General features: G+C 60.9%; 16 protein-coding genes. 5 read left to right on the top strand and 11 right to left on the bottom strand.

Annotated elements, in window-relative coordinates:
- From MHM85_RS07945 to MHM85_RS07930, 4 genes are read right to left on the bottom strand one after another with little or no spacing between them, the layout of a single operon-like run.
- Window positions 1-1,083, bottom strand: a complete 1,083-nt coding sequence (locus tag MHM85_RS07945; RefSeq protein WP_239285658.1) for an MBL fold metallo-hydrolase — start codon at window positions 1,081-1,083, stop codon at window positions 1-3.
- On the bottom strand, window positions 1,080-2,132 hold the full coding sequence (locus tag MHM85_RS07940; RefSeq protein ID WP_239285656.1) for an ABC transporter ATP-binding protein: 1,053 nt from the start codon (window positions 2,130-2,132) through the stop codon (window positions 1,080-1,082). The genes MHM85_RS07945 and MHM85_RS07940 overlap by 4 nt, the downstream gene beginning before the upstream one ends.
- A complete protein-coding gene (locus MHM85_RS07935; RefSeq protein ID WP_239285654.1) occupies window positions 2,120-3,820 on the bottom strand; it encodes an iron ABC transporter permease in 1,701 nt (566 codons plus the stop codon). The genes MHM85_RS07940 and MHM85_RS07935 overlap by 13 nt, the downstream gene beginning before the upstream one ends.
- Window positions 3,821-3,822: 2 nt before the next feature.
- Window positions 3,823-4,803, bottom strand: coding sequence for an ABC transporter substrate-binding protein (locus MHM85_RS07930; protein WP_239285652.1), 981 nt, complete (start codon window positions 4,801-4,803; stop codon window positions 3,823-3,825).
- A gap of 156 nt (window positions 4,804-4,959) precedes the next feature.
- Between MHM85_RS07930 and MHM85_RS07925 the strand changes: the two genes are divergently transcribed.
- The gene (locus tag MHM85_RS07925; protein WP_239285650.1) at window positions 4,960-5,718 is read left to right on the top strand and encodes a DeoR/GlpR family DNA-binding transcription regulator; all 759 of its coding nucleotides are present in this window, start codon (window positions 4,960-4,962) and stop codon (window positions 5,716-5,718) included.
- Here the strand turns inward: MHM85_RS07925 and MHM85_RS07920 are convergent.
- Window positions 5,715-5,999 (bottom strand): YrhK family protein, encoded by a 285-nt coding sequence (locus MHM85_RS07920; protein ID WP_153843049.1) that lies wholly within the window; start codon window positions 5,997-5,999, stop codon window positions 5,715-5,717. The two genes, MHM85_RS07925 and MHM85_RS07920, sit on opposite strands and share 4 nt — an antisense overlap.
- A 198-nt stretch (window positions 6,000-6,197) precedes the next feature.
- Between MHM85_RS07920 and MHM85_RS07915 the strand changes: the two genes are divergently transcribed.
- Window positions 6,198-7,433, top strand: a complete 1,236-nt coding sequence (locus MHM85_RS07915) for a diguanylate cyclase (RefSeq protein WP_239285648.1) — start codon at window positions 6,198-6,200, stop codon at window positions 7,431-7,433.
- Here MHM85_RS07915 and MHM85_RS07910 read toward each other — a convergent pair.
- Both MHM85_RS07910 and MHM85_RS07905 read right to left on the bottom strand, forming a co-directional pair.
- Complete coding sequence (locus MHM85_RS07910; protein ID WP_239285646.1) at window positions 7,381-7,845, bottom strand: DMT family transporter; 465 nt, start codon at window positions 7,843-7,845, stop codon at window positions 7,381-7,383. The two genes, MHM85_RS07915 and MHM85_RS07910, sit on opposite strands and share 53 nt — an antisense overlap.
- Before the next feature lie 13 nt (window positions 7,846-7,858).
- Complete coding sequence (locus MHM85_RS07905) at window positions 7,859-8,287, bottom strand: DMT family transporter (protein WP_219861889.1); 429 nt, start codon at window positions 8,285-8,287, stop codon at window positions 7,859-7,861.
- A gap of 88 nt (window positions 8,288-8,375) precedes the next feature.
- Here MHM85_RS07905 and MHM85_RS07900 point away from each other — a divergent pair, with 88 nt between their 5' ends.
- Entirely contained in the window at window positions 8,376-9,317 is a 942-nt protein-coding gene (locus tag MHM85_RS07900) for a LysR family transcriptional regulator (RefSeq protein WP_239285643.1), read from the top strand.
- An 88-nt stretch (window positions 9,318-9,405) separates the two neighbouring features.
- The gene (mtnK, locus tag MHM85_RS07895) at window positions 9,406-10,668 is read left to right on the top strand and encodes an S-methyl-5-thioribose kinase (RefSeq protein WP_239285641.1); all 1,263 of its coding nucleotides are present in this window, start codon (window positions 9,406-9,408) and stop codon (window positions 10,666-10,668) included.
- A gap of 84 nt (window positions 10,669-10,752) precedes the next feature.
- Here the strand turns inward: mtnK and MHM85_RS07890 are convergent, their stop codons facing one another.
- From MHM85_RS07890 to MHM85_RS07880, 3 genes are read right to left on the bottom strand one after another with little or no spacing between them, the layout of a single operon-like run.
- Complete coding sequence (locus MHM85_RS07890) at window positions 10,753-11,301, bottom strand: cupin (protein WP_239285639.1); 549 nt, start codon at window positions 11,299-11,301, stop codon at window positions 10,753-10,755.
- 35 nt (window positions 11,302-11,336) lie between these two features.
- The gene (mtnC, locus tag MHM85_RS07885; protein ID WP_239285637.1) at window positions 11,337-12,023 is read right to left on the bottom strand and encodes an acireductone synthase; all 687 of its coding nucleotides are present in this window, start codon (window positions 12,021-12,023) and stop codon (window positions 11,337-11,339) included.
- A complete protein-coding gene (locus MHM85_RS07880; RefSeq protein ID WP_239285635.1) occupies window positions 12,020-12,610 on the bottom strand; it encodes a methylthioribulose 1-phosphate dehydratase in 591 nt (196 codons plus the stop codon). Before MHM85_RS07880 ends, mtnC begins: the two co-directional genes overlap by 4 nt.
- A gap of 105 nt (window positions 12,611-12,715) precedes the next feature.
- On the opposite strand from MHM85_RS07880, the gene mtnA reads away from it, so the two are divergent.
- Window positions 12,716-13,735 (top strand): S-methyl-5-thioribose-1-phosphate isomerase, encoded by a 1,020-nt coding sequence (gene mtnA / locus MHM85_RS07875; RefSeq protein ID WP_239285633.1) that lies wholly within the window; start codon window positions 12,716-12,718, stop codon window positions 13,733-13,735.
- Here mtnA and recQ read toward each other — a convergent pair.
- Window positions 13,732-15,852: a DNA helicase RecQ gene (recQ, locus tag MHM85_RS07870; RefSeq protein ID WP_239285631.1), complete on the bottom strand. Its 2,121-nt coding sequence runs from the start codon at window positions 15,850-15,852 to the stop codon at window positions 13,732-13,734. The genes mtnA and recQ overlap by 4 nt on opposite strands.
- Window positions 15,853-15,864 lie beyond the last annotated feature (12 nt).

The following is a 15,864-nucleotide window of genomic DNA, read 5'->3' as shown; positions in this document are numbered from 1 at the left end:
CTACTGTGTTAACAGGGGCGAAGAGAGCACTTTCGTCTGCGCTTCGACGTCAAGCGAAGGTTGTGTGATGAGCCGTGTGCCCAGCAGGTCACGCCAGGCGGCCTCAGCATCGGCATGGAGCGGCGTAAAGAGCGGTGCCACTTGGACCGCTTGGAGCTGGTGGGCCAGGGCTACCAAATGCGAGGCGCGCAAATGGACGTTCCAGCGTTGCCAGAGCACCTCGCCCGCCGCGAGCTGTTGGCGACGCTGCGGCGTCAAATAGCCGGTGTGCAGCAGACGATGATGCGGCCAGTCGGGCGGATCATCGTCACGGTCGCTGACCAGCCAAAGCGCCGGATAGCGGGCATTGGGGCGCTGCAAAAGCGCCTGGATAGCCGCGTCTAACCCTTCACGGCGAAGGTCTTTGGGCAGTGCGAGCAGGGCGGCCAGGTTATCGCGAATGATCGGTTCAATCGCCAAAGGAAGGTGGCGTTGGTCCGCCTCTTCCGAGAGCCATAGCGCCATTTCCAGGGCACGCCCCGTTTCCGGTACCGGCAGCACCAAAGGGTGGTCCAACGCCTTGCCAATGGCGTGGATGCACTGCGCTTGGGGCTGGTCGTAGCGGCCATAGGAGGCATCTAGCAGCGCCGTGTGGGCGGGTGGGGGCGCATCGAACGGAAACAGGCGCGACTCGAAACAGGCATCGCCACTGTAAAAAATACCGCCCGCGACGTCGAGATGCAGCCAGACACCGCCCAGCGAATGCCCCGCTTGACCGGTGGTGACCGCAATGCCTTCAACGTCAAGACGGCCCCGATAGGGCAGCGGCTGCCACGCTCGCTGCGGGGGTAGCGCCTTGGCGACTAACGGCGTGCAGTAAAGCGGTATCTGCGCAGGCAGTTCCACGACGCCGCCAATGTGGTCCACGTGGTCATGACTGATCAACACGGCGTCCACGGCGAGCCCCTGTGCCCAGGTAACCGGCTCGCCGGGGTGCAGTGCGCCGCCGGCATCCAGCAGCAGGCGTTTGCCTTGCGCTTCGACCACGATGGCCGCGGGCCCTTTGTCGCCCAGCCCGCTGAGGATCTGAATCGTGGCGCTCATTGGTCAGGCTCCAGGCACCAGCCTTCCAACAAATGCACCGCGACGTGCTGGCCTTCGTCGAGTGCGGTGTGATGATAGGCCAGCAGCGCTTCTCCCGTGGCTAAGCGCAGGTGCAGCTCATAGCGTTCACCGCGAAAGGTGAGCCGCTCGACGCGCCCGGTCAACGCGCTGGCATTTGACGAGTGCGCTCGTGGTTCGACACGACTATGTTCAGGACGTATCAAAACGGGCTGAGTGCGCGCCGTGAGCGGCGCGGACAAACCCTGCATCAGCGCTGACTCATCCAGCCGCTGGCCCGGGGTACCGCCTGCGACCTTTAGCTGACTGCCTTGGCCAATGAACTGAGCGACCCACTCACTGCGCGGCGCTCGATAGAGCGTTTCAGGCGTCGCCCACTGCACCAGCGCGCCGTCACGCATCACCGCAATGCGATCCGCCATGGCCATCGCCTCGCTCTGGTCGTGAGTGACATAGACCATGGTGGCCTGGGTGCGGCGGTGGAAGTCGACGAAGCTGTGCTCCATGGAAGCGCGTAGGTTGCGGTCCAGGTTGGCGAGCGGCTCATCGAGCAGCACCACGTCGGGGTCGGTGACCAGGCAGCGCGCCAGCGCCACCCGCTGGCGCTGGCCGCCGCTGAGTTCTTGCGGCGAGCGCTGGGCGTAGGGGGTAAGCGCGACCTGCTCCAGCGCGTGAGCGACCCGGCGCTGATACTCGCTGCCCTGAACGCGGCGAAGTTTCAGCGGGTAGCCCACGTTGTCGGCCACGCTCATGTGCGGCCATAGCGCGTAGGACTGAAACACCATCGCCATATTGCGCTGCTCAGGAGGCATGTGATGCTGGTCGCTGGCGAGGAGGGTGCCGTTGAGTATCAGGGAGCCGCTACTGATCTGCTCGAACCCGGCCAGCATCCGCAGCATGGTGGTTTTGCCGCAGCCGCTGGGACCGAGCAGGGCGACGAATTCGCCAGGGACTATCTCCAGCGACAAATCATCCACCGCCCGGTGATCGCCAAACTGCTTGGTAACACGATGAATCGCTAGCCCTGCCACGGCACGACTCCTTTAGGTAAACGGGGGGCCAGCAGGCTGAGCGATAGCATCAGCGTGGCGACCATGATCACCACCAGCACGGAAACGGCCGCTGCCAGCACGCTCTCGCCGCCCTCGTCCAGATTGAAAATCAGCACGCCCAGGGTTTCATTCCCGGCGCTCCAGAGCAGCGCGGAGACGGTCAGTTCGTTCACCGCCAGCAGAAACACCAGCAGCCCTCCGGCGAACAGCGAGGGCGCCATTAGCGGAAGCAAAATGGTGATGAGCCGACGCCAGGGGCCCGCGCCCGCCAGCTGAGCGGCTTCTTCCAAGGAGGGATCTAGCTGGGCCAAGCTGGCGCTCACCGGTTTCAGGCAGACCACCAGAAAGCGCGCCAGATAGGCCACGAAAATCAGCCCGAGCGTGCCGTAAAGCGCTAGGTCGATAAACGGTAAGGGGCGCACGAACAGTAGAATGCAGGCAATCGCCAGCACCACGCCGGGCAGCGCGTAGGGCAGCTCGATGGCGCTCAGGGTGAGCTGCTGCAGGCGCGGGGGAAGGCGCTGTAAACGGTAGGCGAGCGGCAGGCTGCAGAGCATGAGCGCCAGCGCGGCACCGCCCGCCAGCCAAAGACTGTTACTCACTGCCCGCCAAGTGGCGCCTTGACGACCGATCACTTCGTGGTAGGCATCGAGCGTGACGGTGTCAGCGCTAAGCGGCACGCCCATCGCCGGTACCAAAGAGCTCACCACCAGAGCGGCCAGCGGCGCGACCAGGATCACCATCAGGACACCGACCAGCAGAGCCGTGACCAGCGGGCGATAGCGGCCCAGTAAAAAATCGTGGGCGCGGCCGCTATGGCCGCCTAACCCAAAGCGGCTGCGGTTCATCCAGTACTGCTGCAAGGCTACGCAGGCCAGTGCCAGGACGCCGATCAGCATCGAAAGCGCCGCCATCTCTGCCAGCACGCCGGTGCCAAAGCTGGCCATGCGTTGATAAATCAGCGTGGGCAGCACGTAATAACCGGCGGGAATACCGAGCATCGCGGGAATGCCAAAGTTACCCAGGCTGGAGATGAACGCCATGGCGGCTCCCGTCACCAAGCCGTGGCGGGTGATGGGCAAGATGATATGGCCCCACACCTGAGCCTGTCGCGCGCCGCTGATGCGGGCGGCTTCGATCAATTCGCGGGGTAGCGATAGCAAGGAGGTGCGTAGCGCCAAAAATACCAGCGGCGCACTTTGGATACCCAGCAGCAGGGCAATACCCTCTGCGGAGTAGAGCGGCTGCGGGCTACCCAAGGGCGGTGCCATACCGATGCTCTTCAATAGCGGGCTGGCCGGGCCGAATAGCTGCAGCCAGCTCAGCGCGGTGACCTGGGGCGGGATCATCATGGGCAGCATAAAGCAGAACACCAGCCAGGCCTTGCCGCGAATGTTCGTCAGGGTGATCACGAAGGCGAACAGGCTGCCCAGCACCAGGGCGATCAGCATACCCAGGCCCGAGGTATACAGGCTGTGCCATAACGCATGCCACGTACTGGCAGCGTTGAGCACTTTCCACAGTGGCGCCTGGCTGCCCTGGCCAAGGTCGCTAAGCGCTTCGACGAGTAGCCGTACGCTGGGCGCGAGGCTGAGCAGAACGATGAGCAGGGTGATCAGGCTAAGCAGCCAGCGGTGCTGGCTGCCAAGGTTGAGCGAAGGGGTCATGGTTAGCCGCCGAACAGATCGCTAAAGCGCTGCTTGAGGATCTCTTCCTGCTCGAGTGCCTGTTCGATATCCACCGGCATGAGGTCGATGCTGCTTCGCTCAGGGAAGCCCTCAGGCGGTGTCACGTCCGGATGAGCAGGCAGGTAACCCTGCTGGCTGACCAGTGTTTGCCCCTCTTGGGAAAGCACGAAGTCGACGAATTTTTGCGCGGCGTCCAGGTTCTCGGCCTCCTGCATGATGGCCACGGGCTCGGTAACGGCGCTCACGCCCTCTTCAGGAAACACGAACGCCACGGGTGAGCCTTTCGCGGCTTCGCGGATGGGCAGGAAATCGACCACGATGCCGTAGGGCTTGGTGCCCGCGGCCACGGCGTTGAACACGCCGCCGTTACCGCCCTGGGCTTCCGTGCGGTTGGCTTGAAGTGCTTCGTAGTATTCGAGTCCTAACGCTGGATTCTCCGCGATGGCTGCCATATGAATCAGCGCTGCGCCGGAGTACAGCGGACTAGGCATGGTGACGAGGCCTTCATATTCAGAGCCGGTCAGATCTTCCCAGCGCTTTGGCTGCTGCTCGGCGCCGGTGTTGTACACGATGCCGGTGGTGATGAGCTTGGTGCCGTAGAAGTAGCCCTCCGGGTCGTAAAGCGCTTCGTCGTAGGCGTCGCGCTCGGGGCTGAGGTAGGGCTGTAAATGGCCCTCTTGTTTCAGCGAGGTCATGGTCATGCTGTCGGCAATCAGCAGCACGTCGGGGTTGCTGACACCGGCAGCTAGCTCCGAGCGCAGGCGAGTCATCAGGCGGGTGGTGCCGTCGCGCACCCACTCCACTTCGATGTCTGGATAGGCGGCTTGGAAAGCATCGACCGTTTGCTGGGCATCGCTATTGGGCTGGCTGGTATAGAGCACCAGCTTCTCATCAGCGAACGACGAGGTGGAGAGGGCAATGCTTGCGAGAGTCACGGCGGAACACAACGAGCGCTTCAACATCGAGAAAACCTCCAGTAGGTGAACAGTCACCACACTACTGTCATCGGCTTACAACATCGTGACACTACGCTTTCGTTTGATAGCGAAAAGCTTTCGCTAGCGGGAATGGTTTTTTCGTTTTTCCAATGGAAACGATAAAAGGAAAGGTGGCGCGGTATGAACGTGACAGAGAGGCGGCGTGCGGTATTAGCGCACGTGCGAGAAGAGGGGCGGCAAACGCTTGCGGCGCTGGCCCATCATTTTGGCGTCTCCGTGCAAACCCTGCGTGGGGATATTCGCGTGTTAGCGGAGCAGGGGCTGATTTTACGCCGTCACGGCGAAGTGATGCCCTTTCCCGACCAAGAGAACGTGGGCTACGACCAGCGCCAAATCGTCAATCAGGCGGGCAAACGACATATTGCACGTCAGGCCGCCTCGTTGATTACGCATCACCAATCGCTCTTTCTGGGGACGGGCACGACGGTCGAGCAGTTAGCCGATTCGCTGCACGACAAGCAGGGCCTGCAGATCATGACCAATAACCTGCACGCCTTGATCAAGCTATGCGCGCTGGCGTGTGATCTGATAGTGGCCGGCGGTCGGGTGCGCCGCCGCGACCAGGACGTGATTGGTGGCGACGCGTGGCGCTTTTTTCAGCGCTACCGGGTGGATGTCGGCATTGTCTCCGTGGGCGGTATGGATAGCCACGGCCAGCTTTACGACTACAACGACGACGAAGTGATGGCCCGCGAAGCCCTGCTGGCCCATGCGGCGTACCGCATTCTCGTGTTGGACAAGACCAAATTCGACCTGCCGCTACGCTGCGCCGCCGGGTCGCTGGCAGATTATCACGCCGTCATCACCGACAGCCCCTTGCCCGATCGGCTGAGAAGCCCGTTAGCTGCCCAAGGCGTGCGTTTCATGAGTGGCGCTTAGGCATCGTGCTGCTCGTCGGGCAAACGTTTGAAATAGACGTAGCGGTGCAGGCGGATCGCTGGGCGTATCAATAGTTGCACGCTGCCAATGACGAAGAGCCAAACCCCAGCGGTTTGTACTGCACCCTCGTAAAAAAAACAGACGCTACCGATGACGAACCAGATGCCGATTAGAAAGTCGTTGACGATACCGAGCACCTCATAACGGCGGTGAATGACCAACTCTTCGCGGCCCATGGTAAAGGTGAGATCACGCTCTGACGAGACGGTTTGTCGGGCCATGTGCGCTCCTTTGTGAAAAAAAGAAAAATTTAAACCACTTTCTTGAATTGCAGTTTTTAGATAGTTGTAAGAGGACATGAAAATAGATTAACTAGTGCTATTAAGCGAGCGCTGACGGCTGTCATGATCGTCTGGCAACATGATGGCAAGTTCTCGTATCTGCACGATTGAGAAGCGCAGTTTCTTCGCGAGGTGTGAATGACCAGTGACTCTTTTGCTAGCACCATTGAGCACGAGTTATCCCACCCTAAATGGCATCTGCGTTTTTCGCGCGCGCTAGAAGCTCGTTTCGAGCGCGACACCCAACCGCAGCGAAACCGCAATATGGTCGTGGCGGGCCTGATAGCGGCACTGATCTACAGCCTGTTTCTCATTAACGATTACAGCTTTCGCCCAGAGGTGTTTTGGCTCTCTGTGCTGATCAGAGGACTCGTCGTTCTACCGTTTGGCCTGCCCATCTTATGGGCAGTCCACCAAGGGATATCGGGAAGCGCGCGCGAAACATTGATGGCAAGCACGGTCGTCGTCGGCATGGTGGCATCGTGCTTGATCTCTGTATCGTCGAAGTCGCCTTACTCTTATCTCGATATTTTTTCGTTTGGCCTTATTTTAGTCGTTGGGAATATTCTCTATTCACTGCGCTTTTCCTATGCCCTGGGGTCGTCGCTGTTGAGCGTGGCGATTATGGTGTACTTCGTCATTGGCTACGACCCGATGCCCACCGAGGTCAAGAGACTGGCGATTTTCTCGATCTGTGCCAAAGCGGTATTCACCTTGGTAGCCAATTACCGCCTGGAAGCCAGCGAACGTAAAGCCTACTTGCTGTTGCTGCGTGAAACCCATCGGACCGGGCATGCGCTGCGCAGTAATGCGGAATTGTCCAAGTTGTCGTTGACCGACCCGTTAACGGAGTTAGCCAACCGCCGCCAGTTCGATGCGCTGTTCAACCACTATTGGCAGCAGGCCGTGGATGAGCGAGCCAAAGTAGGCTTGATGGTGATCGATATCGACTGTTTCAAAGCTTATAACGACTACTACGGCCATTTGCAGGGCGATCACTGCCTAAAAAGTGTCGCCAGCACGCTAGCTACCCATGCGAGCAGCGCCTGCGTGGTGGCGCGCTTTGGCGGTGAAGAGTTCGTCGTATTGAGCAAAGGGCAGCCGCATCAAGCGGTGTTGGATCAAGCCGAGCAGCTGCGCCATGCGGTGGAGGCGCTGCAGCTACCCCACCTTGGCCGGGTCGCGCCTGATTACGTCACCATTAGCGTGGGTGGCGCGGTGCTGCAGCCCACTGTGGGCGTCAACGCCTCTCAGCTATTCAGGGCCGCCGACCAGGCGCTTTACGAGGCCAAGCGACAAGGGCGTAACCGCGTGGTGATGATCAGTTCGCTGGATGCGCTGAGCGGCGATGGCCTGGGTATATCAATAGAATAGCCAACAGTAAGAGCACCATCGCCACGTAGCGTGAACCATCCAGTGACCGTTCGGCGTTATCGAGCCAGCCAAAGTGATCGATTAATAAGCTCATTAGGAGCTGGCCGGAAATCACCGAGACCGTCGCTGCCGCTGTACCAACACGTGGCACTGCAAACACAATCGCCAGCATATACACCACGCCAAACAGCGCGCCGGTCAGCTGCCACTTGGGCACGCTAAACAGAGTCGCTTCGTGGTGCGGCTCAAAAAACAGCACCAGTAAAAAGGTCAGCACGGCACCTACCACAAAGGTCAGCCAAGCGCTTTCCAGCACACCCGTCTGCGCGCCCAAGCGGCCATTAATAGAGGATTGGGCGGCCAAGACCGCACCACCGGCCAGCAGTAGGACAAAAACGATGGGTAATAGCATGACGTCTCTCCTGTTACATCAACCAAAGCGCTGCAAGAATCATGACCAGGGCCGCTAAACGGTAGCCATCGACCTGACGACGTTCGCTGCCCAGCCAGCCAAAATGATCAATGGCTAGGCTTGCGGCGATCTGACCGCACAAAATGCCCACCATGGTCATACCAACACCCACTAGCGGCGTAGCCAAGGTCAAGACAATGACGTAGACCGGGCCCAGTACGCCGCCGGACAATAGCCAGCGTGGCTGCTCGAACAGTGCGCCCAACTGTCGTTTGGGAGAAAACAGCAGCGCTAGTGACAGCAATAGTGATCCCACCAAAAAGATTGAGAGCGTGGCGGAAAAATGCCCCACCTGCTGACCGAGTGGCCCCAGTAGCCCCGCTTCCACGGATAAGCCCATGCCAGCGATGAGCACGCCAAGCAGAATCAATGCGTGTTGCATGTGGTGCTCCTTATCAAATGAGAGGAAGCACTCTAAAGAGGTAGTCTTGTTGCTACAATGCGCTGAAAAGACAAAGGACTATTGCATTTTGGACAACTCTATACGGCTGCTGACGCTACGGCTATTTGTACGCGTGGCCGTCAGCGGCAGTTTTTCGGAAGCGGCGCGTTACTTCGGGGTGCCTACCTCTTCTGCTTCTAGGCATATCGCTAGCCTGGAGCGGGCTTTGGGCCAGCGATTACTCTATCGCCATACCCGCGCGGTGAAACTCACCGAAGCGGGCGAGCGCTATTTCCACGAAGTGCGCGATGCGCTGGCGCGACTTGAGTTAGCTACCGAGCAGGTGATGGGTGGCGCGCAGCATCCTCAGGGCGTGCTGCGTATCAATGCGCCCGTGGCTTTTGGGCGTCGTCATATCGCGCCGCACTTGGCGCGGTTTCAGCAGCAGTACCCGGGAATTCAAGTGGAATTAACGCTGGAGGATCGCTTTATCGATCCAGTGCAAGAGGGAGCCGACGTGGTGATTCGCGTAGGAGCGCTGGCGGATTCGAGCTTGGTGGCCCGCGGCATCGCCCGGCAGCGTTTTGTCGTCTGCGCGTCGCCGGAATATCTGGCAACACACGGCTCACCCGCGTCGCCAGAGGCGCTCAGCCAGCATAACTGCCTGCTGTATAGAGGCAGTAAGGGAACGCAGTCATGGTATTTCCAGGAACGGGGCTCGCCACGAGCGATTCGCTATGCGCTGTCGGGGAATTTGGTCGCCAACAATGCCGAGAGCTTGGTGGAAGCGGCAATCGCTGGGCAGGGCGTGGTGATGTTTCCCTCTTGGCTGCTATTCGAGCCTCTTCGCCAGCAAACCTTGGTACCGTTACTGACGCAGTGGGAAGCCTCTGAGGATGGCTATTTAGACAACATTTATGCCATTTATCCTGAAAACCGCCTGCGTTCGTCGAAAGTATCCGTCTTTATGGCCTACCTAGGGCGCACGATTGGCAATGTTCCCTACTGGGATGCAGGGTCGAAAATGTAAGGCCAGTCGTTAGGCTGTTAGTTTTCTGAATTGACAATGTAGTGAGCGTATGACAAACACAACCCATTTTTTGCGCGAGGAACAGAGGGTGGCAGAAGAACAAGCATACCAGGCGTTGACGGTAGAAACGTTAGCCCAGCGACTAGGCGATGTGGAGGCCGTCGCTAGCCGCGTGGGGGGATATCCTGCTAAGTGGCGCATCCGTGAGGTGGGCGACGGCAACCTCAACCTGGTATTCATCGTCACCGGCAGCATCGGTAGCGTGGTGGTCAAGCAGGCGCTGCCCTACGTGCGCATGGTGGGCGAGAGCTGGCCGCTGCCGCTCTATCGCGCCCACTACGAGTACTTTGCCCTGGTGCGCCAAGCCGCGCGGGCGCCCGGCGTGGCCCCCGAGGTGTACTACTTCGACAAGCCCCAGGCGCTGATCGTGATGGAGTATCTGCATCCGCACGTGATTTTGCGGCGCAAGCTGATCAGCGGCGAACGGGTAGAGAAGCTGGGCGCTACGTTGGGTGAATTCTGTGCGCGCACGGCGTTTCGCGGCTCGGAGCTCTCCATGGCGAGCCCGGACAAGAAAGCCGACGTGGGGCTGTTCTCTGGAAATGTTGCGATTCCCGCGATCACCGAATCGTTGGTGTTCACCGACCCCTACTACGGCGCGGAGATGAACCGCCATACGCCGGAGCTATCGCCCGTGGTGGATGAGCTGCGCCGCAACGCCCGCCTGAAGGCCAAGGTGCAGCGGCTGTTGATGAAGTTCACCTCGAACACCGAAACCATGCTCCACGGCGACCTGCACTCCGGCTCCATCATGGCCACCGACACCAGCGTGCGCGTCATCGACCCCGAGTTTTCCCAGTACGGCCCCATGGCATTCGACCTGGGCATGGCCGTGGCGAACTTCTTCATGGCCTACTTCAGTCAGCCCGCTCACCGTGCGGAAGCCGAGCTAGACGCCTACCAAGCCTGGATTTTAGCGGTCATCACCGAGTGCTTTACCCGCTTCGACGAGACGTTTCGCCATCTCTGGCAAACCGAGCGCACCGGGATTCTATTTCCCAAAGCGCTGTTCGAAGACCAGGGTAACAGCGCCGACGACGCCTGCGATGCGCTGCTTGAGGAGATTCGAGAAGATGCCCTGGCCTACTGCGGCATCGAAATGCACCGCCGCGTGCTCTCGCTGGCCCACAACGCCGACTTCGAAGAGATCGAAGACACTGGCTTACGCGCCGAGTTGGAAGCGCGCAACGTGTTGATGGGCCAAGCGCTAATCATGGAGCCGCAAGCTTACTGTGATCTCAATGCACTGGCAGAGCTGGCTAAAACGTTTAACCAGAAAGCGGTGTTGTAAGCGCACAACAAAAGAGGCCGCGTTAGTGCACAAACGCTAACGCGGCCTCCTACTATTCACGACTGACCATTCACTATTTAACCGTTAAAGCTGATCCAAACGATCGAATTTTCCGGCGATGTCGCTTTCGGTCCAGTGGGGGACCCAGCCTTCCACGTTGTCGAAGAAGCGCAGCGCGGTGAATGACGGCTCCGGACCCATATCGAACCAGTGCGGGGTGTTGGCGGGCACGCTGATCAGGTCGTTGCGGGTGCAGAGCACTTGGTAGACCTTATCCTCGATGTGCAGGCAGAACAGCCCCTGGCCTTTGACGAAGAAGCGCACTTCGTCTTCGTGGTGGCGGTGCTCGTTCAGGAACTTCTGGCGCATGGCGTCTTTTTCGGGGTGGGTCGGCACCATGTGCAGCACGTCCACGGTTTGGTAGCCGCCCTTGGCTTTGACCCGGTCGATGTCCTCCTGGTAGAGCGCCAGAATCTCTTCTTGGGTGGCATCGTCGGCAATCTCGCCTGGGGTTGCCCAGCGCTCGAACAGTACGCCTACCTGGTTTAGCTCAGCGGTAATCCGTTCGCCGTCGGTGGTGTCGATGAGGGCATCATGGGGATTTTTATCGGCAAATACTTTGAGTTGTGACATCGTAAGCTCTCCTTGAAAGTGACGAGACAGAAACGTTACAGGTGGATCTCGTCGAAACGGGTGACGCACGGATGGCGGGTGCCCGCCTGGGTACCTTCACGCACCAGCTGTAGCGTTTGCATGCCCGCCTGCTGGGCCGCGTCCAGCTCTTCGACTACATCCGACAAGAACAGCACCGCCTCCGCAGGCAGGTCAAGCTCAGTGACGATACGCTGATAGGCGGGGGCCTCACGCTTATGGCCAATATGGGTGTCGAAATAGCCGCTGAAGAGCGGGGTCAAATCGCCCTCATCGCTATAGCCAAACAGCAATTTCTGCGCCTGCGCCGAGCCCGAAGAGTACACATACAGCGCCTTGCCTTCTGCCTGCCACTGGCGCAGCGCTGGCGCGACATCCGCGTATAAATGGCCGGTGAAGTCGCCGCGCTGGTAGCCGTCGGCCCACACCATGCCCTGCAGGGCTTTGAGTGGGGTCACTTTCTGGTCGGTATCGATCCAGTGCAGCAGCTTTGCAATCACCGCTTCCAGCGTGGCGTCGGCGTCCTGCATGGCATCACGTACGGCATTGATCTGCTCGGCCACCGCCGGTGCCTCTGCGTTCTCGCGCAGAAAGTCGGGCAGCTTGGCGTAGGCGTAGGGGAACAACACGTTATGGACGAAATTGATATCGGTAGTGGTGCCTTCGATATCGGTCACGATAGCGCGAACGGTTGATTGACTCATTGGGACCACCGGCTCTCTTCCAGTACACAGGCAAGTAAGAATTCAATCGCTTCCAGGTGACGGCGGCAACTGGCGATACTATCGCCCACGGCGTAAATGCCGTGGCCCCTGACTAGAAAACCCCAGGGCATCGGCCAGCCTTGGCGAACGTGTGCGGCCAGCTCCTCCATGTCCTGGGAGTTGGGCACCACCGGCAGGCGAATGGTTGCCTCATGGGTCACGTTACCCGCTAGCGCCTTTTGCATCTCGAAGCCGCTTAGCTCGATACCTTCCGGAAAGCGCCGCGATAGCACGGTGCTGGCGACGGTATGGGTATGCAGCACGCAGTGGATGGTCGGGTCTAGCCGGTACAGCGCGGCGTGCAGGTCGCTTTCGGCGCTGGGGTTGCCGCTACCCTCCAGTACGCGGCCTTCCAGGTCGCAGTGCAGCAGATCGTCCGGCTGGAGTCGGGTTTTATCCCGCCCGGAGGCGGTGACTATATAGCCCGTCTCGGTACGCGCGGAAAAGTTGCCGCCGGTGGCGGGCGTCCAGCCTTGCTGCGCCGCCCAGGAGATGGCGTCCAGCAGTTCGGTGTGTAAAGTGGTCATCGGGTCAGCATCGCCTCGTCTAGTGGCGGCCATTCTATATGATAAGCTTCGCGCCTGATAAGCCGCGCGCCGCGTTCTCCGGTTCAAGACCTCAAGGAGCCCTTCATGGTCAATTTACAGTCACGCAGTTTACGGGTGTATGCCGACGCGCTCGAATATTTGGACCAGACTCGGCTCCCCCAGGCCGAAGAGTGGGTGCGCTGCGACTCTCCCGAGGCGTGGCAGCACGCGGTCAAACGCCTTGCCATTCGCGGGGCGCCGCTGATCGGCCTGAGCGCCGCCTTCGTATTGGCCCAGTACGCGGCGCGCCATCCGCAAAGCGAGTGGCAGTTAGTGAGCGACCGCTTACGGGCGACGCGCCCCACGGCGGTGAACCTCATGTACTGCCTGGATGCCATGGAAGCCTGTTTTGCCCAGGGCGCGGACGCCCTGGCCGAGCGTGCCAAAGCGCTGTTCGAAGAGGACCGTGCCCTGTGCCAACGCATGGCCGAGCGGGGCGCCGGTCTGCTGGCGTCAGGCGACCGCGTGCTAACCCACTGCAACACCGGCGCGCTGGCCACGGCGGGCGTAGGTACCGCGATTGGCGCGCTGGCCATCGCCAAACAGCGCGGCATCGATCTGCATGTCTATGTGGATGAGACCCGCCCGCTGCTTCAAGGCGGCCGCTTGACCGCGTGGGAAATGGCGGATTTAGACATTCCCTACCAGTTGATCACCGACAGCATGGCGGCCAGCCTGATGGCAGCGGGCAAGGTGGATAAAGTGATGGTCGGGGCGGATCGCATCTGCGCCAACGGCGACTTTGCCAACAAAGTGGGCACTTACATGCTGGCGGTGGCGGCGCACTACCATCAGGTACCGTTCTACGTGGTGGCCCCTTACACCACGGTCGACCCCGCCTGCGCAACCGGCGCGGCGATTCCCATCGAGCAGCGCGATGGCGCGGAAGTGCGCGGTGTGGCAGGGGCGTTTGGCGAGGTGGTGTGGGCGCCCTCTGAGGCGCCGGTGTGGAACCCGGCGTTTGACGTGACGCCCGCGTCACTGGTCACCGCCTGGGTTCTGGATACCGGCGTGTTCGACTCAGCGGCGATTGCTCTGGGCGAGCATCTGCGGGGATGGCGCTAACCCTTGGCGGCCAGAGATGCCCGCACGCAGTGCAGTATCGAGTAATCGATACGCCCCTCCAGCGACTCGAACACCACTTTCAGCCCCTGGCCTGGAAACTGCTCGAAGGCGGCGTGAATCTGCGCCAGGGTCGCCGGGTCCAGGTTGACCACCTCTTCCAGGGCCAGTTCGCCGCCTTGAATGGCATCGCTCAAATGGCGGTAGACCGTGTTGGCGGCCAGCCCGCGCTGCTTGGCGACTTGTTCGGGGGTGAACCCTTGGCGCAGCAGCGTGGCAGATTCCATGGCGCTATTGCCGATGTCAGTGGGCGTTTCCGGCTCATTGGGGTGCGCCAATACCACTGCAAGAAATCCTTCGCCGTAATCGGCCAGCTTGCGTGCGCCGATGCCTGAGATGGCGCCCAGTGCCTGCAGCGTTTGCGGTTTTTGTGCTACCAGCTCGGCCAGGGTGGCGTCGTTGAAGATCACGTAGGCGGGCACGCCCTGGGCATCGGCCAGCGCCTTGCGATGCTGGCGAAGCGCTTCCCACAGTGCGCCGTGGCCCTTGGCGGCAGATGCCCCTTTGGCTCCGCGCCGCGCTGGCTTGCTGGGTTTGCGCAGGGTGAGACGTTGCTCGCCGCGCAGTAGGGGCCTGGCGTTGGCGGTGAGCTTGATCGCGCCATGGCCCTCCATGTCGACGCTCAAATAGCCGCTGGCGATCAGCTGACGAAACAGCGCTTTCCACTCGCTGGCGGTGAGCTCCTGGCCGATGCCGAAGGTGCTCAGGCTGTCGTGGCCAAAGCGGCTGATACGTTCGTTGCGTTTGCCCAGCAGTACATCCACCAGATACGTCACGCCAAAGCGCTGTTCAGTGCGGTAGACACACGACAGCGCTTTCTGTGCGGCCACGGTGGCCTCCCAGGTGTCAGGCGGAGTGAGGCAGTTATCGCAGTTGCCGCAGGGGTCGTCTAGCGAATCGCCAAAGTAGTGGAGCAGCGCCTGACGACGGCAGCTGATAATCTCGCAGAGCCCCAGCATGGCATCGAGCTTCTGTTGCTCGATGCGCTTCTGCTGGTCGGCGGCACTGGAGTCCTGCTGCATCTGGCGCAGGGTGATCACGTCCTGAAGGCCGTAGGCCATCCAGGCATCGGCGGGCAGCCCGTCGCGTCCGGCGCGGCCGGTCTCCTGGTAGTAGGCTTCGATGCTTTTGGGCAGGTTGAGGTGCGCCACGAAGCGTACGTCGGGTTTGTCGATGCCCATGCCGAAGGCAATGGTGGCGACGATCACCACGCCATCTTCGCGCAGAAAGCGGGTTTGGTGCTGCTGGCGCTGCTCGGCTGACAGTCCGGCGTGGTAGGGCAGCGCGGTGAGTCCCTGGCGGGCCAGCCAGGCGGCGGTCTCTTCCACCTTACGGCGGGAGAGGCAGTAGACGATGCCCGCCTCGCCGTCGTGATGCTCGCGGATGAAACTCAGCAGCTGCTCTTTGGCATTGCCCTGATTTTCAGCGATGTGGTAGCGAATATTGGGGCGGTCGAAGCCGTTGTTGTAGAGCGCGGCTTCCTGAAGCTGAAGATGCTCCATGATGTCGTGCCGGGTAGGCACGTCGGCGGTGGCGGTGAGCGCGATGCGCGGCACGTCAGGAAAACGCTGGTGCAGATGGGAGAGCTGGCGATACTCGGGGCGGAAATCGTGCCCCCATTGGGAAACGCAGTGGGCCTCGTCGATGGCGAACAGCGCAATGCGCGTCTGCTCCAGCAGCATCTGCATGCGCGCCGTGGCCAGCCGCTCGGGCGCGACGTAGAGCAGGTCCAGCTCGCCTGCGCGCAGGCGGTTCTCCACCTCCATCGCCTCATGCATCTCGAGGCTGGAGTTGAGGTAGGCGGCGCGCACCCCGTTCTGGGTGAGCGCCGCCACCTGATCCTGCATCAGCGCGATGAGCGGCGAGACCACGATGGCGGTGCCAGCGCGCAGCAGGGCAGGGATTTGATAGCACAGCGATTTTCCGCCGCCGGTGGGCATCAGTACCAGCGCGTCTCCGCCGCCCGTCACGTGCTCGATGATGGCCTGCTGGGGGCCACGAAAGCGCTCAAAGCCAAAGACGTCTTGCAGTACCTTGAGGGCTGCCGGGTCGCCGTGCATCGCTGCTCTCCT

This window comes from Halomonas sp. McD50-4 (genome assembly GCF_022348135.1).
Taxonomy (GTDB): Bacteria; Pseudomonadota; Gammaproteobacteria; order Pseudomonadales; family Halomonadaceae; genus Vreelandella; species Vreelandella piezotolerans.
This window is presented reverse-complemented; position numbering and strand designations above follow the sequence as displayed.